At 62.7% G+C, this 20,489-nt stretch carries 18 protein-coding genes; 11 read left to right on the forward strand and 7 right to left on the reverse strand.

Annotated elements, in window-relative coordinates; translation table 11 throughout:
* Window positions 1-58: 58 nt before the first annotated feature.
* The 4 genes from Mhypo_RS18460 (at window position 59) to Mhypo_RS00675 (ending at window position 3,240) form a co-directional block, all read left to right on the forward strand.
* Entirely contained in the window at window positions 59-601 is a 543-nt protein-coding gene (locus Mhypo_RS18460) for a hypothetical protein (RefSeq protein ID WP_240637062.1), read from the forward strand.
* The gene (locus tag Mhypo_RS18465; RefSeq protein ID WP_240637056.1) at window positions 511-1,068 is read left to right on the forward strand and encodes a DDE transposase family protein; all 558 of its coding nucleotides are present in this window, start codon (window positions 511-513) and stop codon (window positions 1,066-1,068) included. The genes Mhypo_RS18460 and Mhypo_RS18465 overlap by 91 nt, the downstream gene beginning before the upstream one ends.
* Before the next feature lie 65 nt (window positions 1,069-1,133).
* Window positions 1,134-1,535 carry an NADH-quinone oxidoreductase subunit 15 gene (locus Mhypo_RS00670; protein ID WP_119339437.1) on the forward strand — a complete coding sequence of 134 codons (402 nt, stop codon included), beginning with the start codon at window positions 1,134-1,136 and terminating at the stop codon, window positions 1,533-1,535.
* 97 nt (window positions 1,536-1,632) lie between these two features.
* Window positions 1,633-3,240: an aspartate:alanine exchanger family transporter gene (locus tag Mhypo_RS00675; RefSeq protein ID WP_119339518.1), complete on the forward strand. Its 1,608-nt coding sequence runs from the start codon at window positions 1,633-1,635 to the stop codon at window positions 3,238-3,240.
* Between the two features lie 67 nt (window positions 3,241-3,307).
* Here Mhypo_RS00675 and Mhypo_RS00680 read toward each other — a convergent pair whose 3' ends face one another.
* The gene (locus tag Mhypo_RS00680; protein WP_119339438.1) at window positions 3,308-4,126 is read right to left on the reverse strand and encodes a cyclase family protein; all 819 of its coding nucleotides are present in this window, start codon (window positions 4,124-4,126) and stop codon (window positions 3,308-3,310) included.
* Between the two features lie 194 nt (window positions 4,127-4,320).
* Window positions 4,321-4,983: a GntR family transcriptional regulator gene (locus tag Mhypo_RS00685; protein ID WP_119339439.1), complete on the reverse strand. Its 663-nt coding sequence runs from the start codon at window positions 4,981-4,983 to the stop codon at window positions 4,321-4,323.
* Window positions 4,984-5,132: 149 nt separating this feature from the next.
* Here Mhypo_RS00685 and Mhypo_RS00690 point away from each other — a divergent pair, with 149 nt between their 5' ends.
* The 6 genes from Mhypo_RS00690 (at window position 5,133) to Mhypo_RS00715 (ending at window position 10,760) form a co-directional block, all read left to right on the forward strand.
* Entirely contained in the window at window positions 5,133-6,089 is a 957-nt protein-coding gene (locus Mhypo_RS00690; RefSeq protein ID WP_119339440.1) for a tripartite tricarboxylate transporter substrate binding protein, read from the forward strand.
* An 11-nt stretch (window positions 6,090-6,100) separates the two neighbouring features.
* Window positions 6,101-6,520, forward strand: coding sequence for a tripartite tricarboxylate transporter TctB family protein (locus Mhypo_RS00695; protein ID WP_240637057.1), 420 nt, complete (start codon window positions 6,101-6,103; stop codon window positions 6,518-6,520).
* A complete protein-coding gene (locus Mhypo_RS00700; protein WP_119339441.1) occupies window positions 6,517-7,998 on the forward strand; it encodes a tripartite tricarboxylate transporter permease in 1,482 nt (493 codons plus the stop codon). Before Mhypo_RS00695 ends, Mhypo_RS00700 begins: the two co-directional genes overlap by 4 nt.
* Window positions 7,998-8,963 carry a zinc-dependent alcohol dehydrogenase gene (locus tag Mhypo_RS00705; protein WP_119339442.1) on the forward strand — a complete coding sequence of 322 codons (966 nt, stop codon included), beginning with the start codon at window positions 7,998-8,000 and terminating at the stop codon, window positions 8,961-8,963. The genes Mhypo_RS00700 and Mhypo_RS00705 overlap by 1 nt, the downstream gene beginning before the upstream one ends.
* 274 nt (window positions 8,964-9,237) lie before the next feature.
* Entirely contained in the window at window positions 9,238-10,338 is a 1,101-nt protein-coding gene (gene queG, locus Mhypo_RS00710) for a tRNA epoxyqueuosine(34) reductase QueG (RefSeq protein WP_119339443.1), read from the forward strand.
* A gap of 74 nt (window positions 10,339-10,412) precedes the next feature.
* Window positions 10,413-10,760: an iron chaperone gene (locus Mhypo_RS00715; protein WP_119339444.1), complete on the forward strand. Its 348-nt coding sequence runs from the start codon at window positions 10,413-10,415 to the stop codon at window positions 10,758-10,760.
* A gap of 13 nt (window positions 10,761-10,773) precedes the next feature.
* Here the strand turns inward: Mhypo_RS00715 and Mhypo_RS00720 are convergent, their stop codons facing one another.
* The 5 genes from Mhypo_RS00720 to Mhypo_RS00740 all read right to left on the reverse strand — a co-directional run bounded on the left by Mhypo_RS00720 (window position 10,774) and on the right by Mhypo_RS00740 (window position 18,973).
* Window positions 10,774-10,974, reverse strand: a complete 201-nt coding sequence (locus Mhypo_RS00720; RefSeq protein WP_119339445.1) for a hypothetical protein — start codon at window positions 10,972-10,974, stop codon at window positions 10,774-10,776.
* Between the two features lie 12 nt (window positions 10,975-10,986).
* A complete protein-coding gene (locus tag Mhypo_RS00725; protein WP_119339446.1) occupies window positions 10,987-11,643 on the reverse strand; it encodes a hypothetical protein in 657 nt (218 codons plus the stop codon).
* A gap of 155 nt (window positions 11,644-11,798) precedes the next feature.
* Entirely contained in the window at window positions 11,799-14,351 is a 2,553-nt protein-coding gene (locus Mhypo_RS00730) for a C1 family peptidase (RefSeq protein WP_170148174.1), read from the reverse strand.
* Between the two features lie 313 nt (window positions 14,352-14,664).
* Window positions 14,665-18,135, reverse strand: coding sequence for an ATP-binding protein (locus Mhypo_RS00735; protein ID WP_119339448.1), 3,471 nt, complete (start codon window positions 18,133-18,135; stop codon window positions 14,665-14,667).
* A 127-nt stretch (window positions 18,136-18,262) separates the two neighbouring features.
* Entirely contained in the window at window positions 18,263-18,973 is a 711-nt protein-coding gene (locus Mhypo_RS00740) for a metallophosphoesterase family protein (protein ID WP_119339449.1), read from the reverse strand.
* Window positions 18,974-19,037: 64 nt separating this feature from the next.
* Between Mhypo_RS00740 and lnt the strand changes: the two genes are divergently transcribed.
* A complete protein-coding gene (lnt, locus tag Mhypo_RS00745; protein ID WP_119339520.1) occupies window positions 19,038-20,489 on the forward strand; it encodes an apolipoprotein N-acyltransferase in 1,452 nt (483 codons plus the stop codon).

Below are 20,489 nucleotides of genomic sequence, written 5' to 3' on the forward strand. Positions count from 1 at the left end.
TACCCGATCCCCGTGAGTACTCGGCTGGCAAAACCTGCTGCTGATCTGCTTGCTGGCGGTGGGTTCGGGACGGCACAACATCCTGGCCATCAGCCAGTGGGTGAAAGACCAGCGACGCTTCTTGCTGAACGAGGTGCATATCCGTACCCGCCGGGGTGAACGCAAACTACCCGCGCAAGCCACCCTCTACCGCTTCTTTTGGTTTTTGAGCGAGCACTTAGAACCCTTGCAAAAGGCCTTACTATCCTGGGCGCAGGCGGTACTCCAGGCCCTGGGCAAGGAGGGCGATGAACCTTTGCCTATAGCCGTGGACGGTAAACACCTGCGGGGCACCCGACGTATCCGGCGAGGGGAAGAGGCGCCGGTCTTTTTATCGGCGTTGGTGCAGGGGCTGGGGCTCTCCCCGGGCAGCCCGGCGATTGCCGCCGGTGAGGCGGCGGCGGCGCAGGGACGGGTGGTACACATGGAGGGGCTGGGGGTGGACTGGGTACTGACGGGGGATGCGGCCTTGTGCACCCAGGCGGTGGCGGCGGCGGTGGTGGAGCAAAAGGGGGGTATCTGTTCAGCGTCAAAGAGAACCAGGCGGAGCTCAAGGAACTGATCCAGTGGGCTTTTGCCAGCTACCCAGCTACAGACCATCACCTCCAGCACCAGGTTCGGGGTGGAGAGGTCTGGACATGGCACCTGGAGGGGCTGCCCCTGCCGGAGGCGGTGAGCGGCTGGCGGGGTTCGCAGATGGCCTTGCGGATGCGACGGAGGGTGGTGCGCAAAAATACCGGGGAGCTACGGGAGGAGACTGCCTATGCGCTGACCAGCCTGCAGGCCTCGGCCAGGCAGCTGTATGCCCTGTGGCGGGGACACTGGGAGGTAGAGAACCGCTTACACCACAAGCGGGACACGGTGCTGGGAGAAGATGCCTCCCGCAGCCGCAAGGGGGCGGCGGGGCTGATGTACTTACGGGATGTGATCCTGAACCTCCTGCATCTCAAAAGGTGGCCGGTGTTGCGCTCGGTTAGAAAGTTCTCGGCTGATCCTAAGCCTCTACTGAGGCTAGTCCGAGGGTGGTGATAAAAGCCTGGTTTTTGAGCTCTCTCTTAGACTTTGTCTCGCTAAACCGATAAACTATAAAGGTCATGAGCACTGCCCACGACCCTCACCACGACGAAATGCTCTACCAGGCCTGGGTACAGGTTATCGAATGGATGAAGCAATACGCCTCAGAAAAAGGCGTTCTGTTCACCAAAGAGTCGGATTTCCCCGACTTCATCTACCGCATGGAGCGCCCCTACGAAGTGCCCACCACCATGATGGCGGTTTCGCTTTCGGATGAGCGGGGAGAGCCTTTCTTCTTTGCCTCGGTCTCGCCGCGCCATGCCAAGCTCAAGCATGTGGCATTCCGGGTTCCGGGGGGTCACATCCACCACCATGCCCACTGGGAAGATGGCAAAGGGCTGGCTCTGGAGGGCAAAATCCCCCTTACCAGGGAAAAGCTCTACCAGATGGCCGACCGGGCCCGAAGCGCGCTGGCCAAGTAAGGGGCGAGTTTGGGGATAATCCCCCGCAAAGGGGGATTTTTGCTTTGCTGGGCAATCTGTCCCGAATACAGGGCGCATGATGGATGGGGGAGAGAGGATGCTCGAGCTGCTCAGGGAAAACCCGCTATTGCTACTCTTTTTGGTGGCCGCGATTGGCTACCTGCTGGGCCAAATTCGCATCGGAAACTTTAGCCTGGGGGTCTCGGCAGTGTTGTTTGTGGGGTTAGCCTTTGGGGCGCTTTCACCCGAACTCAAGCTGCCGGATTTTGTTTACTTGTTTGGCCTGGTGCTGTTTGTCTACACCATTGCGCTGGCCGGTGGGCCGGGCTTTTTTGCTTCGTTTGGCAAGCGCGGGCTGCGCTACAACCTGCTGGTGGTGGGGGTACTGGGGTTGACGGCAGGAGTGGTGGCGGTGCTCGGTTCTGCCCTGGGCTTGAGCGGCGCACTCAAGGCGGGTTTGTTTGCCGGCTCGCTGACCAATACCCCGGCCCTGGCGGCGGCCCTGGAAGCCCTGAAGGGGCGGGGCGTGGCCGAAGTGGTGCAGGGACTGCCGGTAGCGGCCTATGCGGTGGCCTATCCGGTAGGGGTGATTGGGATGCTGCTGGCCTTGCACCTGGCCTGGCGCTGGTGGGGTGGTGCGGATAAAAGCCAGGAAAGCGAAACAGAGGCGCTGGTTTCGCAAACGGTGGAGGTCACCCAGGCCAGGGTGGTGGGTTGGACCGTCGAGCAACTGACCCGCGCACACAAATGGCGGGTGGTGTTTGGGCGTTTGCAGCGCGACGGCCGACAGCAGGTCATGACCTCCGAGACCGAATTGCGCCTGGGGGATCGCCTGAACGTGGTGGGCCGTGCCGACGAACTGAAGCGGGTGGTCGAGACCCTGGGGGTGGCTGTACCGGAGCGGCTGGAGGAAGACCGTCATGCCCTGGATTTTCGCCGGGTGTTTGTGAGCAGCCGGGAGGTGGCGGGGCGCAGTCTGGCCGAGCTCGAGCTGCCCCAACGCTTTGGGGTGGTGATTACCCGGGTGCGTCGGGGTGAGGTGGAGTTTTTGCCCGACAAGGACACCACTTTAGAGCTCGGTGACCGGGTGCGGGTGGTGGGCCCCAAAGACCGCATACGTGAGGTGAGCCGCTATCTGGGCGACTCCTACCGGGCCCTGGCAGAAGTGGATGTAGTTAGTTTTAGCCTGGGTATTGCCCTGGGATTGCTGCTGGGCAGCCTGCCCTTGCCCCTGCCGGGGGGTCGCACCTTTGAACTGGGTTTTGCGGGCGGGCCGCTGGTGGTGGGCCTGGTGCTGGGGGCGCTGGGGCGCACCGGCCCCATCTTGTGGCAGATTCCCTACAGCGCCAACCTGACCCTGCGCCAACTGGGGCTCATCCTGTTCCTGGCGGGCATCGGTACGCGTTCAGGCTTTGCTTTTGTGCAAACCCTGGCGCAGGGAGAGGGGTTGCGGTTGTTTGGCATGGGGGCCCTGATCACGCTGGGGGCAGCGCTGCTGACCCTCTGGATCGGCTACCGGGTGCTCAGGATTCCCCTGGGCGTGTTGGGCGGTGTACTGGCGGGGCTCCAGACCCAGCCTGCGGTGCTGGCTTTTGCCCTGGAAAAAACTGGCAACGACCAACCCAACCTGGGCTACGCCACGGTCTACCCGTTTGCCATGTTGCTGAAAATTTTGCTGGTGCAGTTGCTGTTGCTCAGCGGTTAGAGCGCTCTTCACTCCGGCTATTAAGAAAGATTTGTCCTGTGAAGGGCACGATAAAGTGTGCAGGGGGTTACCAGATTGCCATCACCCGGCTAGGCCCGCCCGAAGCACCCTTGTGCTTGGGCCCGCCCACAATAATCATGGCCCCGTTGGGACGCACGCTGGCTAAGTTGGCCAGGTTCTCGAGGCCGTACTTGCCCGCGCCCAGAAGGGTCACATGGCTTTTGAAGTCCTTGGATGCGCCAAAGTCGAGCGAGAGGGTGTCTACCCCCACGCCCACAATGTTGCGCTCGCGTACCAGAAACTCTGCGGCGGCAGGGCTGAAACCGGGATAGTGCTGAACGTTGGAGCCATCCAGGTTGACAAAAGCTTTGGCATCGTTCACGCGGCTATCCCAGCCCGAGTACATGGCCACAAAGGCCCCGTTGGGCAGCCGACCATAGCTGCGCTCCCAGGCCAGGATATCGTCTGCGGTAACCTCGGCGTCGGGGTTGCGGTCGGCCTTGGCCTTGATGTTGATAACGGCCAGGGGGGCAATCAGGCGGTTCACGGGAAGGGTGTCGGCAGTGGCGGCCCCATCCACAAAGTGAGCAGGGGCGTCCATGTGGGTGCCGGTGTGTTCCCAGATTTCCAGGGTGTTGCCGTAGTAGCCATCTTTCTTGACCGTCACTACCTCGGTGATTTTCATGGGGCTGGCGCCGGGGAACATGGGGAAGCTGGGCGAGACCACGTGGGTCAGGTCGGCCACGTTGCTGAAGGCTTTGCCGGCTACCTGGCTCTGGGCCTGGGCACTGCTGACGGCTACTGCAGCTACACCGGCCGCTATTCCAAGAAGCTCACGACGGCTGAGGCTTTTTTCTACCAGGCCCATCACACAAGGTGCGCACATTTAGACCTCCCTAAACTCGAGGCTTCTGGCGTCTACTCAGCGAGTTGTTGTACAAAAAGCTCGAGTGGCTCGAGTTTATCGGAAGCGCATGTCTGAATGCAACAGCCCCAAGCTGCAGACAGGCTTTTAGCTTGTTCGCTTTGTGAACATTGTGCGGATAGCGAACAAAAAAAGTACCTCCGGCCCTGTACCGTTCACCCCTCCGCGCCTACCAGTAAAGACTTGATTCGCAGAATGTGTTGCTCGATAAGGGCTGCTGCCTCGGCCTGCTGGCCTGCAGCAATGAGGCGGCAGAGGGTCTGGTGCTCGGCAAAGCTCTGTTCACGTCGCTGGGGGTATTTTTGAAAAATGCGCATAGCGATGCGGTAGAGCACTTCTTGTTGGCGCTCTAAAGCTTGCAGGATGGGGCGGTTGCCCAGCAAAGTGGCCAGAAATCTGTGGAAAGCCATGTCGGCATGCACCAGGGCCTGGAGAGGGCTCTCGGGGTTGTGTACTACCTGGGCTTGTTCGGCAAGCTGGGCCTCCAGGGCCAGGGCTCGTTCAGGGCTCGGCGCAGCTGCCAGGCTGCGCACCACGAAGCTCTCCAGCGCCAGGCGAAAATCGATGTAGTCCAGAATTTCCTCGAAACTCAGGGCCAGCACCACGATGCCCTGCTGAGGAGAGACCCGTACATACCCCTCGTGTTCGAGCCTGGCAATGGCCAGCCGCACCGGGGTCTTACTCATGCCAAGGCGCTCGGCCAGTCCGCGCTCCGAAAGAAAGCTGTTGGGCGGAAACTCTTCGTCCAGGATGAGCTGCTTGATGCGCGAATAGGCCTGCTCGCGCAGGGGAAGGGGCTCGAGGGGGGGGTAGGTCATGGGCCTCCTTTTTTAGCAGTCTAACTCAAACCCTGCTGAGATGCCAGTTGCATTTGAGACAAACCTCGGTTATAGTGACCGCACTTCGCTTACAACCAGGCTCCATCCACAACCTTGATGTAAGCCGAAGAGCCAAAGGGAGGAAAAGCATGAAACGTTGGTGGGCGCTTTTGCTGGCGGTGTTACTTTTGGGTGGACTGGGGTTGGCCCAGCGTTTCCCGGTTCGCCCGGTCACGATGATTGTGCCCTGGTCGCCGGGTGGCTCGACCGACTTGACCGCCCGGGCCCTGGCCCCGGTTTTGGAAAAAACCTTGGGCGCACCCTTCCAGGTGGTTAATCGAACCGGCGGGGGTGGCGCGGTAGGGCATGGAGCCATCGCCCAGGGTCGCCCCGACGGTTACACAATAGGCATCATCACCCTCGAGGTCATCCTGCCCCCCTGGGTGGCCCAGACCAAAATTGACGTCGAACAGTACACCCCCATCTCCTTGCTGGTGCTGAACCCGGTGGCCATTGTGGTGCGCAAGGATGCACCCTGGCGCACTGCCCAAGAGCTTATTGCCGACGTGAAGCAGAACCCGGGTAAGTACAAGGCCTCCGGTACGGCCAAATGGGGCTCCTACGACTTCGCCCGGCTGGGCTTCCTGAAGACCATCGGGGCCAAGGAAAACGCCCTGCCCTGGGTTCCTGCCCAAGGGGCCGCGGCTGCTTTGCAAGAACTCATAGCGGGAGGGGTCAACGTAGCGTTCGTCTCCATCGGCGAGGCCAGTGCACTGGTGAAGTCCGGTGAGGCCCGCTACCTTGCTTTCATGACCGATAAACGCTTCCCCAGCTTCCCCGACGTGCCCACCCTCAAGGAGCTGGGCTTCGACTGGACATTTGCCTCCTTTTTGATGGCGGCTGCGCCTAAGTACACCCTCCCCTCGGTGGTGGATGTGCTGGACAAGGCTTTTGCCAAAGCTATTCAAGACCCCGAGTTTGTGCGCTTCATGAACAACGCCAACCTGGTGATCAATCACCTTGACCGCAAGGCCAGCCTGGCCTTCCTGCGGGAACGCACCCAGGCCATGCAGCAGATCGTAAAAGAACTTGACCTCAAGTTCTGAAGGTACTCGGGGTGTCGGCGCAGCGAATTTGGGAACGGGCTGCGGCCTTACTGGCCGTGGCTCTGGGCACTCTGGCCCTGGTCTTGAGCCGAAACTTGCCTCAGATGGAAGGGGGCTATCCTGGCCCGGCCTTATTCCCTAGCATCCTGGGGGCGCTGCTGGTTTTTAGCGGGCTGGGTCTGTTGTGGCAGGGACGCCGGGAAAAGGCCCGGCTCGAGGGGGGCGAAGGGCGGGTACTCCTGTCCCTCCTGGGTCTGGCCCTGGCCCCCTGGTTACTAAGCCAGATGGGCCTGGCCTTCACTGCAGGTCTATACGCCCTGGCGGGGGCCTGGCTGCTGGGGGTGCGCTTTGGCACCGCCCTCCTCACTGGCGGTATGGTGGCCCTGCTGGTCTACACCGTCTTTCAGCGCTTCCTGGGGGTACAGGGATGAACTTCCTGAGCCCAGAAGCCCTGCTGGCCCTGTTGCTGGGGTCGCTTTACGGGGCCATTTTTGGGGCCATCCCTGGCCTCACCGCTACCCTGGCCATCAGCCTAGCCATACCGGTTCTGCTTTTTTTGGGGCCGGAGGTGGCCCTCGCCGCCCTGATCGGCATCACCGCTACGGCCATTTTTGCTGGGGATATCGGCTCGGTGCTGGTGCGGATGCCCGGCACACCGGCCTCGGCGGCCTACACCGAGGAACTGCACGAGGTGGCCCGCAGGCGCTCTCCAGCCTTTGCTCTGGGGATCTCGGCCCTGCCTTCGGCCATCGGCAGCCTGATTGGGCTGGGCTTTCTGGTGGTGGGCTCGCTGGGTTTAGTGGCCCTGGCCCGGCAGTTCTCTTCCTTCGAGTACTTCTGGCTGGTGCTGTTGGGCATCCTGAGCGGCATTCTGGCGGTGCCCAGGGTACTCAAGGGGGCCATTGCTTTTGGCCTGGGCATGTTGCTGGCCACCATCGGCTACGACCCGGCTTTGGGCAACCCCCGTTTTACCTTTGGCCAGCGTGACCTGTTGGGGGGCATCGACTTCATTGTGGCCCTCATCGCCTTCTTTGGGGTGAGCGAGGTTCTGTACCATCTGCTTCACGGTAGCCGGGGCCAGAGCCCCCATCCCCAGGGCCTGGGGAGAGGCTCCATCTTGAGCCAGTATTTTGGGGAGGCTGGCCGCTACTGTTGGCAGGAGCGTGGGAGCCTGGCCCGCTCTTCGCTGCTGGGCACTTTTGTAGGCTTTTTGCCCGGGGCCGGCTCCGACATTGCGGCCTGGATTTCCAGCAACCTGCGCCGGATGCGAAAAGGCCGCCCCGAACAGGTGGCCCTGGACGGCAGCAGTGCCAACAACGCGGCCGTGGCAGGGGCCTGGATTCCAGCCATGGCCCTGGGGCTCCCTGGCGATACCCTGACCGCCATTCTGCTGGGGATGTTTCTGGCCCTGGGTATCACCCCCGGCCCGGAGCTGTTCAACAAACACGGTGCGCTGGTGCTTCAGATTTACCTGGCCTTCTTCCTGGTGAGCGTGGTGATGTTGCCTCTGGGAGGCTATCTGAGTGCTCTGATTGTGCAGAACCTGCTCAAGATTCCTACCCGGGTGCTGATGGGAGCGGTGCTGGGGCTGTGTGTGGTGGGGGCCTACGCCGTGAACAACAACCCCTCCGACCTCTATCTGCTGGCCGTACTGGGAGCACTGGGCTTTGTGCTACGGCAGGGGGGTTTTCCCCTCGGGCTGGTGGTGCTGGGGATGGTGCTGGGCCCCCTTCTAGAACAGCACTTTATGGTCAGCATGATCAAGACCCACTGGAACCTTCTGAGCTTTTTTGAGCGACCCCTGGCCTTGTTGCTGGCCATCCTGAACGTGGCTATGGTGGTGGGTGTGCTGGGCTTCCGGCGGGGCTGGTGGGCGGCGCTGCGCTGGCCGGCGGAGGAGCGTGCCTGATGCAAGCGGTGGTTTTGGAAGACTTTGGGCGGCTTTCTCTAAAGGAGCTGGCCGTTACCCAGGAGGAGGGCGTGCTTTTGCAGGTTACGGCCTGCGGGGTGTGCGGCAGCGACCTGAGTGTTTATAAGGGCAGTCCGGCCATGCGGGTCCGCTGGCAGCCGCCTTTGGTTCTGGGGCACGAGATTGCGGCTCGAGTGCTGGAAGGCCCCGAGGACTGGGTAGGCCGCATGGTGGCGGTGAATCCACTGGTGGCCTGTGGGCGCTGCGACCGCTGCCGAAGGGGTCTTTCGAACCTGTGTCCTCACCGCACCAATGTGGGCTTTCACCACCGAGGGGGGTTTGCCCAACAGCTACGGCTGCCCTTAGCCCAGCTCTACCCCCTGCCCGAAGGGCTTACCTACTGGAAGGGTGCCCTATGCGAGCCGCTGGCGGTGGCCCTGCGGGCGGTGGAGCTGGCCGGGCCGGTGCTGGGGCGACGGGTGCTGGTGATGGGCGGGGGGGCCATCGGCACCCTGGCGGCCTGGCTACTGGCTCGAGCCGGGGCGGAGGTGGTTGTGGCCGAGCGCAACCCCTTGCGCCAGGCCTGGCTGCGGGGCCTCGAGTTCATTCAGGAAGTGCTTGAGGCCCCCCAGGGTCTCTTTGAGGTGGTGCTGGACTGTGTGGGAAGCGCTTCTACGGTGGGGCTGGCGGTCAACGCGGTAGAGCCCGGGGGCTGCGTGGTGCTGGTGGGCCTCGAGGCCACCGAGCCTCCACTGCCGCTGCAACGGGTAGTTTTGCAAGAAGTTGCCCTAAAGGGCGCCTATGTCTTCACCCACGACGACTTTGCCCGGGCGGTGGCCCTGGTGGCCCAGGTGCCCGAAGGCCTGGCGGTGGTGCGGCCCTTCCGCACCTACCAGGAGACCTTCAACGAACTGCTGCAGGGCCGGCTGCCCCAGGCCAAGGCCGTGCTGGTTTGGGAGGAGTGATGCGCACCTCCATTGCTACGGTTTCGCTCAGCGGCGACCTTAGAGCGCTCTTCACATAGAATGAGCCTCCCGAGAATCAAGAATCCTTTATTCGAGAGAGAACAGTTGCCGCCCGGAAACTCGAAACCCAAGCACTTGTGGGCCAAGCCCGGCCCACGCTTGAGTGCGTAACATGCGTCTGGGCGAAGACGCATTCTCGTTTTCGCGGGCGGCAACGTCTGTGAAGGGCGCGATAGAACTTGTATTTGCCCTTTGAACCTCGCACAATCGGGGTGTGAATGCGGCTCTAATCCTTACCCAAGCCGCACAGGAGCAAGGTTTTCTAACGGCCTGGGCCGGCATTGAGTTGCCTGAGGCTACCCAAGACCGTTACCAGGCCTGGCTGGCCCAGGGCCGACAGGCCGAAATGGCCTACCTGAACCAAAATCTGAGTACCCGACTCAGCCCCAGAAGCCGATTTGGTTGGGCGAAGAGTGTGCTGGTGTTGGCAGCCCCCCATGCCTACCCGCCGCCCAAGCGACCTCTAGGCGGGGTTCGTATAGGCCGGGTGGCCCGCTATGCCTGGGTGCGGGACTACCACCTGCTGATTCAGCCCTACTTGCAAGACCTCGAGCGCCTCGCCCAAAGCCTGGGCCTGCAAGCCAAGGGCTACGTGGACACGGGCCCCCTCTCCGAGCGTTCGTATGCGGCGTGGGGCGGCCTGGGTTGGATTGGGCGCAACGCCATGCTGATGCGGATGGGGGAGGGCACCTACCTGACCCTGGCCATGCTGCTGACCTCCCTCCCGCCGCCAGCAGGAGAGGGGCTTTACCCCAATCGCTGCGGCACCTGTAGGCGCTGTGTGACGGGCTGCCCTACCGGGGCGCTTTTGGGCGATGGAACGCTGGACTCGAAGCGCTGCATCAGCTACTGGACCATTGAACACCGGGGCCCCATCCCTGCCGAGCTGTGGACGGGTATGGGGGACTGGCTCTTTGGGTGCGACATCTGCCAGGAAGTCTGCCCCTGGAACCGCAAAGCCCGGGCCTTCTGGCAGGGCTTTGTGCCGGAGCCCGAGCTGGCCTACCCCAACCTGGAAGACTTTTTTACGCTCTCCTCCAAAGCCTTTGAGCGCAAATATGCCGGCACGGTTTTCCTACGCCCTGGCCGCACCCGCATGGCTCGCAACGCACTGGTAGTGCTGGCCAATCTGGGCAACCCCGACTACCTGCCCCTGGTGCGCCGGGGGGCCCGCGATGTCAACCCGCTGGTGCGGGCTACCGCCGCCGAGGCCTTGGCCCGCTTGGGCGATTTCGACTCGCTGGTTTTGCTCTTGCAAGACCCGGAGCCGTCGGTGGCGGGGGTGGCGCGGGGTTGGTTGGAAAGGCAATGTTAAGCGGTTGGCAAACAAACACCTGTAAAGAGGGCTTTGACAGAATACGTTTCTGGCAGGGGATACAATAGTACAAGATGCCATTCGCTTCGCACGAGGCGTATTTCGAAACGGTTCCTCCAGAGACCCGGCAGCGGCTCGAGGCCATCCAGGCTAGGGTCGAGGCTTTGCTGCCGGGGGTCACCCGCTGCATTGGCTACCAGATACCAGCCTTCCGAGATGGGCGGATATTCTTCTGCTTTGCGGCCTTTCAGAACCACATCGGCATCTATCCGCCCGTTACCCAGGATGCAGCCCTGATACGGGAGCTTGCGCCCTACCGGGGTGCGAAGGGCAATCTGTCGTTCCCGCACAATCAACCCTTGCCCCTCGAGCTGATTGGCCGGGTGGCGCTTGCGCTACACTTCGAGTATGACCGCCAATAAACCCCCGACCGAACTACCGTAAACGCCCCCTGGGGACAGGGTTGGTGAGGTTGGCCAGATGCCGGGCCAGCTCCAGGGGGGAGTCGAACTCGAGGCGCTCGGAGAGGTCGGTTTTTTCCAGGGTGGCGTGCCAGGGCTGGTGTTGAGTCTCGGGATAGACCCAGAGCCGGTATTCCCGCAGCAGATGGGGAGCGGTGGGTCGGGTGGGTTTCATGCGCGTCCTTCTTCAACTCCGGGTGGGAACCTTGGCCCAGTGGAGGGTGGTGGTGCGGGCGGGGTCGTGTGGCAGGTAGGCCACCGGAACCCGCTGCCCCACCACCAGCGCATGACCCTTACCATCGGGAACGCGCAGGGCCGACTCGGCCTCGAAAGGCGCGCCCTCGGCAGGGTGTACCCGCAGCCGCACCACCATCACCGGGTCGTCGGCCTGGTCGGGGCGCAGGGCCAGACCTGGACTAAGCTGGGCGGCACTGGCGCCGGTGGCCTGGACGGCCAGCACCTCCGCTTCGGCCCGCAGGCCCGTTGCTACGATGTCCTCGGCTCGCTGTACTCCGGCAATGTAGTATTGCGAAGCCTGTCCGGCGGTGATGCTTTCGATGGCGACGCGCTGGGGGTTTTGGGGGTCGAGTCGCACCTGTACCACCATGCCGGGCTGAAGGGTGCCCCACTGGGTGCGCTCCAGCAGGGTGCGGGTCTGGACGGTGTAAGCCGGGCGCTCGGGGGGGTGGATTTCCAGGGTGAGCTCGAGGGCCGCGTAGATGTGGTTAACGGTGATGCCGGTGTCACGTACCGCCAATACCCGGGCAGTGGCAGGCTGACCGCTCTGGAGGAGGTCAGCGGAGTCCATCCGCCCCAAAAACCGCCCAACCCAGGCAAAAATCACGCCGGTGAGGCCCAGGGTGATGCCGGCTATGTTGAGGGCCAGCGAGGCCGCCCCCCCTGGAAGAAGGCTCCTACCACCAGCCCCACCCCCAGCAGCAGCATGAACCCGCCCAAACCGCCAAAAGCCCGCCCCATGGTGCGCATCTCGCTTCCTCTCTACTGCACTTGCCCAATGCTGATGTTGACCTGGTCGGTGCCGGTCAGGTTCTCGGGGTCGGTGACGGAAAGCCGGAGTTGCATGAGCTTGACCCCGTTGTTGTTGATGCCGTAGTCGGCAGGGGTAAAGCAGGGGAAGGGAATGCTGCCTCCGGTGGTGCAGGTCTTGGGCACAATGGTCCAGCTCTGGCTGCCGTAGGTGAGCCGCCAAACCACCGTGTACTGGCTGCTGGGAGTACCGCCGGGGTCGGTCAGGCTATAGGTAAGCCGGATGTTGCTGTTGGCCAGGAAGGAATCGTTATTCTTGGGGTTAAGGATAGTCACCACCGGCGGGCCGCTGGGGGGTGGATTGTTCACAGTGATGGTATGGGTTGCATTTCCCGGGGCTCCGTAGGGGTCGGTGGCCCGCAAGGTGATGGTGCGGGTGCCAGCGCTGGCAAAGCTGGCTGTGAATTCACAGCCGCTGCCCAGGGTATCGGCGCTGTTGCTGCTGCTCCAGCTCAGGCTGCTACAGGGCAGCTCTACCGGGAAGGCCCCGTCGCTGTCCAGGCCCCGACCCCGGAACAACAGGGTTTGTCCGACCAGGGCCGTGGTGGTGTTGGGGCTAATGATTTCGGCGGTGGGGGCCTGGTTGTTTCCGCGCACGGTGATGGAGGCCGAAGCCGTAAAGCCCAGCGCATCGCGGGCGGTGACAGTAATGGTGTGGAGCCCGGGGGAGCTAAAGTGGGCAGTCACGTTGCTACCGCTGCCCAGTACACCATCCCGGCTGGAAGTCCAGGTGACTGTGGGTGTTTCCCCATCGGGGTCGGTGACAGAAGCGCTGTAGGTAACGGACTGCTTGTAGGGGAAGCTAGCCCCGTCGGCTGGTGTGGTGATGCTGATGTTGGGTGGGCGGTTCTTGAAGATGTTGGATCTGGAGGCGCTGAAGACGGTGATGTTCTTGAAAAAGTCCCTGGCCCATTGCACCGAGACGTAGACCAGTCCACCATCGCCATAGCACCGGCCCCAGGAATTCTTCAGGATAAAGCAGGAATTCTTCAGGATAAAGTATCCGCCTCCCTGCCCACTGGGTGCAAAGGGGAGCTTTGCCTGGATTTTACTGTTCGAGAGGTAGCCCACCAGATGGATGGCATGGCCACCCCGCACATTGTCGCGATGGTCCCAAAGGAAGCCGTTCGAATCTAGATCATTCATCCCTCTAGTGACCTCCAGGGCCACCACCATGGGCCGTCCGGCTGCCAGGAGGTTGCGGATGGTGTTGAGGGGTAAGTTGTCGCCGTTTTCCCATAGCAGATACGAGCTGCTCATCTTAAAGCCCTCGTTGTTGCTGGGGGGTCTGCTGCCGCAGTAGTAGTTCCCGCCAACCTGGGTACACAGGAACTGGCTTTGATGGGTGGTATTGGAGCAGCGCTCGTTGTAGTCCAGGCAAGATCCGATGTAATCTGCTTCTTCATCGGCGGCATCATCGTCTTTCCGCTTTAGGGAGGGGTTGTAGTTCCACTGGTCTTCAAACGGCAGGCGGTAGCCGCTCTCACTGAACTTCTCGGCTACGTCGGCGGTGGGTGCGCCTTCATCGTAGTCGTCGGCGTCCCAGACGGTCTTGATCCTGTTGTAGAGGAACTGCTCCGAGAGGTTGACCCACCTCCCGTCGCGCACAGCTACAAGAGTTTCGGCTGCTGAGGTCAGGGCAAAGCCAGTGCAAGAGCCACGGCGGCCCTGGTTCTTGGTGCTGGTGGTGAAGTACTTGAGTGGCCAGTGCAGGTTCATGTACAGGCCACTATTCCGATAGTCGCACTGCCTGTTGATGCGGTCACTGCCCAGGCCGGAGCGCTCCTCGTTGGCAGGGCTGGTGGGGAAATTGGGGGGCTGGTAGGGGTCGGCCTGAGCGCTCACCCCCAGGCGTTGCTGGGTGACCCGTAGTGCCCGTTCTTCCAGCGCTTCTACCTGTCCCTCGAGCTTCTGCTCCAACTGGGCCAGCGCAGCGCGAATCTCCGCAAAGCTTTTGCCTGAGAGCGAGGCCGGGGTGGGCAGCCCAGTCTTGAGGTCATCGGGCAGGCTATCGTAGGCCTCCGTGTACAGCCCTAGCTGATTGTCTACCCGCATAAAGCGCTCATGCGAAGCCAGCAGATCGCGGAGCTTGGCGCGCGGCCCCATGGTAATCACGCTTTCGCTCTGGCCGGCGTTGTTGGTAAAGGTGATCAGGTAGTTGTCCCCTGATATCTTCTTGATGTTGGGGTCGCTCAGGTCGGGCTCTTTGAGAAAAACACCCAGACTGGGGCGTTGTTGTACCAGGTTCTGGATGCTAACTTGGTCGGCCTTGAACTGATCCTCGGCCTTCTTCTCACGGGCCTGGCGGGCCGCCTGGGACTCCCAGCGGAAATCGGGGTCTTGGCTCAGTTGCCGGAACTCCTCCGGACTGACCAGTTGGGCTCCAGCCGGAGGGGGGCTGCCATGGGCGTTTTCCGGAGTGAACACTTTTTCACCCCCACCCCCCGAACAGGCCAACAATAGGCCCATCAAGATAAACAATGACAATTTTCTGGCTCGAGTCATGGGTTCCCCCTTGCTACGGTGTATGGGTCGCACCATGACCTGAGGTTAGGAAAGTAGGCGTTGCAGGAGCGTTGCAGGGGCAGCCCCTCGGTGTTGCAAAGCCAATCGGAATGGAAATCGCGTCCTTCACAGACGTGGCTGCTTCTGCAGGCGGCCACTGTTCTGTACAAGACGAAGCTATCTTGAATTCGGATGGCTTCAAAATATGTGAAGAGCGCTCTATCGCGTTTCCCACCAATACGACGCACCGTGTGCGTCGTATTGTAGTCGGGACGGCAACAACCGCCATCCCGACTATCCGTGGGAGGCCGCTCTAACTCGACCGGATCTGCTGCCTTTGTAAGAGGAGCTGCCGCAGCTCGGGGTAGCCCTCGAGCGTTGCGGCCAGGGCCTGGACGCTCTGCCGGGTCTCTCGCTGTAGTGGGATAGCTTTGTTGGGTAGGGCCTGCGACAACGCAAGACGGAGCTCGAGCCCCTCCAGCGGGGGGGCTTTGCCGGAAGCCAAAAGTGCCTGGGCCTCCAGGAGCAAGGGCTCCAGCGGCTGGCCGAGCTGGCGGGTGGCCTCGAGGCGCACCACCAGGTTCAGGGCTTGCGGGGCCCCGCTGGGGTAGCGGGTCTGGGCCAGGGCCAGGGCTTTTTCGGGCTCTTTCTGGCGGTTGGCCAGCAGGCCCAGGTAACAAGAGACCGTAGCCTGGGCTTCGGGCAGGCTGGGGGGCTCTGCCTGAAGGGATTCGAGCAGGGCCTGGGCGGCGGGCAGGTGGCCTTCCAGCAGATAGAGCAGGGCCTGGGTGGTGCGAAGCTGGGGGGCCTCGGGCTGGAGCTGCTTTAGGGCTGCACAAACCTCCCAGGCCTGGGGCAAGGCGCCCAGGTACCCCAGCCAGGTGGCCTGGAGGGCCCGCAGGCTTACCTGCTGGTCGCGCTCGCCCAGGGCATCGGCCATGGCGATGGCCGCCTGCAACGCGCGGAGGGCAGCCCCCAGGTGGCCCGAAAGATACTCCACCTCGGCCAGGCGCCGCTTGAGGGTGCTCTGGGTGCGGGGGTGGGCGTTTTTGAAGCGGGTTTCGGCTTCCAGCAGGCGGGCACGGGCTTCGGGCAGGGCTCCGGCCTCGAGCTGCACCCGCAGCAGGTTGGTCAGGAAGGCGAAGGCCAGGGTTTCGTCCTGGAGCCGGTAGGCCAACTCGAGGGCCTGGCCCAGGGTCTGCCAGGCCTGTTCGGTCTGGTTGGCGGCCAGTTCCAGCCGGGCTCGCGCGTTGAGCGCCAGGGCGTGGTCGCGCTGCCAGGGCTGGGTGAGGCGCAGGGCCTGCTCCACCTGCTGCCGGGCCTGTTCGCTTTGACCTTGTTGCAGCAGGGGGTAGGCCAGGTCTATAGAGAGGGTTGGTATCAATTCGAAGGCGTACTGCCGGGCCGCCTCGAGGCCCTGCTCAAGGTGCCGGATGGCGCCCGCAGAATCCCCCAGCCGAAACAGCGACGAACCCAAAAGCCGCAGCGCCAGCACCCGGCTGGGGCCGTCGGGGGCGCCCTCCAGGGCTGCCTGGGCTTTGCCCCTGGCCTGCTCGTAGCGCCCCTGGTGAAACAGGAGGCGGGCCCAGGCCACGTCCAGTTCGGCTTGTTCGGTGCTGGATTGGGTGGCACCTTCCAGCAGCTCGAGTTCCTGCTGGGCCCGGGCATAGTCCAGCTGGTTCTGGTAGAGGTTGGCCAGGGCCAGGTGAACCCCAAAGGCTTCGGGGAGCCCAAGGCCCAGTTCCAGGGCCTTCCGATAATGCGCCAGGGCCTCGGGGTGGGCGTACACCTGTTCGGCGGCCTGGGCGGCCCGGATGCGCCAGCGGATGGCTTCCTGAGGCTCTTGGGCTTGCTCGAGGTGCTCGGCAATCTGGGCGGGAGGCCCGCCCAGGCGCTCCAGGCTGGCCGCCAGTTTGCGGTGTAGCAGGCGTTTGCGCTCGGGGGAAAGGGCCTCCCGCAGCGATTCAGCAAAGAGGTCATGGGCGAAACGGTAGCCGTGGGGACTGGACTCCAGGATAGCCGCTTCCAGAGCCTGCTCGAGCGCTTCTACGGCCTCCCACTCGGAGAGCGCAGTAGCCCCGCCCAGCGCGGCCAGACCGAACCCGTCTGCGGCCAGACAGGCGGCCTCCAAGAGCCGCCGGGCACCCTCCCCCAGGTTTTCCACCCGGCGCAGTACGGCCTCTCGAACGCTTTTGGGAATAGGCAACTCCCGATAATCGCTGGTTTCCTGGTCAAACGGCGTTTCCCAGCCGCCCCCCTGATTGATCTGTAGCAGGCCCGACTCGAACAGGGTTTTGAGGGTTTCCAGCACAAAAAAGGGATTGCCTGCGGTGGCCCGGTAAAGCCTTTGGGTAAAAATCTGCCCCTCGGGGGAACCCGACATCCGCCGCACCAGCTCGAGCATCTGCGCTGCGTCGAGGGATTGTAGCTCGAGTTCCAGGCCAGGCCCCAAGGCGTGGAGCTGCCGAAGCAGGCGCTCGGCCTCGGGTCGTAGCTCGCCTTTGCGGTACGTACCCAGAAACCGATATGCCTGACCCCGTTCGTGCAGCCGCTGAAGGGCAAACATGAGCAGTTCCAGGCTTTGCAGGTCGAAAAACTGGAGGTCGTCGAACACCAAACCGCTGCCGTCACCGAGGGCGTGCTCCAGAAAGACCCCATAGGCTTCGTACAGGCGTAGGCGCTCGTCGGGGGCCCTGAGGGGTGGGGGTGGAGCGTCCTCCAGTTCCGGCACCAGTCGGGCCAGCTCGAGGCGTACCCAGGGAGCCGGCCCAGGGCCCGGCAGGGTTTGCCACTGTTCGCGGATGGCTCGGCTCAGGGTCGCAAAAGGCAGGCTGGCATCGGGGGGGCGGCCCTGGTGGAGCAGGGGCCGACCCTTGTGCAGCATGAACTCACGCAGCAAGCGGGTCTTGCCCACCCCCGCCAGACCACCCAAGAGCACCCACCGTCCGCCGGCCCAGGCAGTCTCTATCTGCTGCCAGACCTGTTCGCGCCCCACCAGGGGCGGGTGCAGGGGGAAGGCAGGGGCCGGGGTTTGTGGTGTAGCCGGGGCGGGTTTCAGGGTCTGTGAGCTGCGAATCTGCTGGGCCAGATGCAGGGTCTCGGGTAGGGGTTCCAGCCCCAGTTCCTGCCTGAGGGTTCCCCTGAACTGCTCGAAGCGCTCCAGCGCCGCCTCGCGCTCTCCCAGCAGATAATGGAGCCGCATCACCTCGCGCTGGTGGCGCTCTTGCAGGCTGTCCTGGGCCAGCAGTTGCAGGTGAATCTCCAGCGCCCCCCGCCAGTCCCCCCGGGTCTCGAGGTTCTCGGCCTGGTACAGGAGGGCCCGTTGCCACAGGCGGCCCAGCTCCTCGCGTTGAAGCTCGAGCCACTCCCCAAACCCGTTGGCTCCGGGCAGCTCGAGCTCTTCTAGCAAAGCGCCCCGGTATAGTTTGAGGGCCTTTTCGCTCAGACCTTGCTCAACCAGCTCCCTGAACTGGGCCACATCGGTCTGGAGGGGGCCCGCCAAACTGACCTCGGTGTTGCCAACCTGCAGGCAGTCCCTAAGCGCGGTCTCGCGCACCCGGAATAGCTCCCGCCGTAGGTTGCGCCGCGCACTTTCCTCGTCGTTTTCGCTCCAGAACAACCCCGCCAGCTTGCTGCGGGGGGTGGGGCCCTCCAGGGCCAGGTAAGCCAACAACTCCAACAGCTTTTTGGTGGGCAGGGTGACAACCTGGCCATCCAACCACATCCTCGACTGTCCCAGCAGGTGTAAAACGAGTCCCGGTGGTTGGGGCAAAGTATCCAGCATGATTCATCAACTCGAGGAGTGAGTAGGGATCGAGTACATCGGTGGTTTGTGCATAAGCCAGCTTTCCGAGGTTTGTAATGTGAGTCTAGAACGGCGCTTCCCGGCTTTATAGCAGCGAAGAAACCTTTTATTTAGGGAACCGCCCCTGTCGAACCACCTCGGCCAGCACCTCCGGCAACTCCCAGGCAGCCAGGTCGAAGGTAACCTGGCCATAATCATAGGGAACCTTCAAAAAGCGGTGGAGCACCTCCCCGTGAATGTCATCTTCCAGAATGAGTACGTCGGCCCCAGGCTCACCCCCCAGGCTCAAGCCCACCGAACCGGGGTCGTAGACTACCCCTTTGTGCACCACCCGGCGAAAGGGGATGTGCTTGCCCGCGACCACCGCATAGCGCGAGCGGATGCTTTCCAGCATTTTCAAAATTTCTGCCGGATGTGCATCGTTGAGATCTATCTTGTGTTCGGGATCCTCTGGCGAGCCGTGAAACACCATCAGGCGGCCCCCGGGGGTTTCGTAGCGGTGGCGCGAGCGCAGGTTGCGCAAAAAATGCATCTCGCGGGCGCCCAGTTGTTCGCGGGTCCAGACGATGGTGGTCTCGGCAATGCCTTCGCGGGCAGGGGAGGGAAGAGCATAGGCTACCCGCAAGTCGGCGGCCCCCGGTACGCAGGGGATGCCTTCCTTATCGAGCTTGCGGATTACCTGGCGTGGATGCGGGCCATAACCCACCAGATCCCCCACGGCCAGCACCTGATCAATGCCCTCTTTGCGTAGAGCCTCCAGCACCGCTTCAAGCGCCGGCAGATTGGCGTGAATTTCAGCGATGATCCCTAGCCGCATGGCTGTTTCATTTTGCCATGAAAAAGTCAAAGAGGAGGCTCATTTGGCCTTCACCGAAGCGGGGATGCTGTTCGGGCTATATGTTCAGGCTTTTTTCAACCGGGCGGCGTATGCTTTAGCGGTGCAGTTCTGGCTTCCTCTTCTTTTGGGTGTAGCGCTCGCGCTCTGCCTGCCGCCCGCACCGCTGGGCTTCCTGGCCCCGCTGCCCCTGATCTGGCTCCTGACGCGGGGGGGCTTTCGCTTTGGCTTGCTGGCCGGAATTGGCTTCTGGGCGGTGCATCTGGTCTGGCTACCGCTTAGTTTTGTGGTGCTGTTTGAAACGCCCTGGGGTGCGGTGCCCTATCTTCCGCTGGTCTTGATCAAGGCCGCTATCTGGGGGGTTGTGTTTGGCCTGACCCGGGGCAAACCCCTTGCCAGGGCGGGGCTGTGGGTGGTGCAGGAATACCTTACCTCCTTGGGGGAAATTGCTTTTCCGTGGGGCTTTTTGGGCTATGCGCTGGTGGACGCGCCGGGGCGGGTGGTTGCCAGCCTGGGCGGAGTCTACCTGCTTTCGCTTTTGGTGTTGGGGGTGGCACTCGGTCTGTACTTTTCCGGAAAGCGTGCCCTGGGAGAGCGCGTGGTTTTTTCTTTTCACAGCCTGGGGTTGCTGGGTACGCTGTTGTTTTGGGGAGGGTTATGGATCCTGCCCCTGCCCGCTACGCAGGGGAGCTTGACCGCCCTGCTGGTGCAGGGCAACATCAACCCCTTGCGAAAGCTCGAGGGCCTCTCTGCCGAACAAACCTACCTGGAACTTACCCTCGAGGGCCTGCAAGCCCATCCCGAGGCCCAGGTTGTAATTTGGCCCGAGACAGCAGTAGCAAGTTTCCCCCCCGAGTTGCCGGCTTTGCTGGGTAGCCGAGAGCTTTTGAGTGGCCTCGAGACCGGCTTCACCAACCGGGCAGTGCGGGTAGTGGGGGAGCAGATCACCCACTTCTACGACAAAAACCGGCTGGTACCTTTCGGAGAGAACTTTCCCTGGAGCGAAGCCCTGCGCCCGGTGTATCGCTTCTTTTTCCGGGCTTTTGGCTTCGATGGCGATCTGGGCAGCCGCACGCCCGGCACGGCCTATACGCCCCTGGACAAATACGGTGCTTTTATTTGCTATGAATCGGTCTTCCCAGCGGTGGCGCGGAGGCTGGTTTTGAACGGTGCAGAGGTTTTGGAGCTCGGCTCCAACGATGCCTGGTATGGCCCCAGCTTTGGGGGTTTGCAACACTTCCAGATGGGCCGCCTGCGGGCTGTCGAAACCGGTCGCTGGTTGCTCCGGGCCGGCAACGATGGTGTAACCGCCATCATAGACCCCTATGGCCGGGTTACGGCCCGCATTCCCCAGCGCGAGGCCGGCTTTCTGGCAGGGCAGTTTGCTATGTTGCAGAGCCGGACGCTGTATGTGCGCTGGGGGGATTGGGCGGTGGTGTTGGCGGGGGTTTGGGGTATGCTCGGCTTGCGAATCCGTGCAAAAGGCACTATAGTTTAG

The organism is Meiothermus hypogaeus (assembly GCF_003574035.1).
GTDB classification, from domain to species: Bacteria; Deinococcota; Deinococci; order Deinococcales; family Thermaceae; genus Meiothermus; species Meiothermus hypogaeus.